At 42.2% G+C, this 325-nt stretch carries 1 protein-coding gene; it reads right to left on the bottom strand.

Going from position 1 to position 325, the window contains the following annotated elements; genetic code table 11:
* Positions 1-325, bottom strand: a 325-nt coding sequence (locus tag KW93_RS17530; RefSeq protein WP_033543875.1) for an MSCRAMM family protein, incomplete at both ends; no start/stop codon positions are given.

Below are 325 nucleotides of genomic sequence, written 5' to 3'. Positions count from 1 at the left end.
CTCGTAACCGAATGGCGCTGTTGTTTCAACCAATTGGTAGTTACCAGGTTTCAGCTCTATTTCAACTTTTCCTTCAGCATTTGTTTCCAGACTTTCGACAACGATATCGCCTTCCTCATCGAGCAGCTGGAAAACAGCTCCTGAAAGCGTAATGCTGCTGTCGCGGCTATCGACTTTAACAAGTTCCACGAAGCCATTTTTCAATTCATTGGACACTGTTACTGTCAGCATTTCCTGCTGATCGAATACAATTTCAAATTCGATTGGTTCACTCAACAATTCGTAACCAAATGGTGCTGTTGTTTCAACAAATTGATACGTACCA

The organism is Planococcus sp. CAU13 (assembly GCF_000775575.1).
Classification (GTDB): Bacteria; Bacillota; Bacilli; order Bacillales_A; family Planococcaceae; genus Planococcus.
The sequence above is the reverse complement of the archived record's forward strand: the minus strand, read 5'-3'. Positions and strand labels throughout refer to the sequence as shown.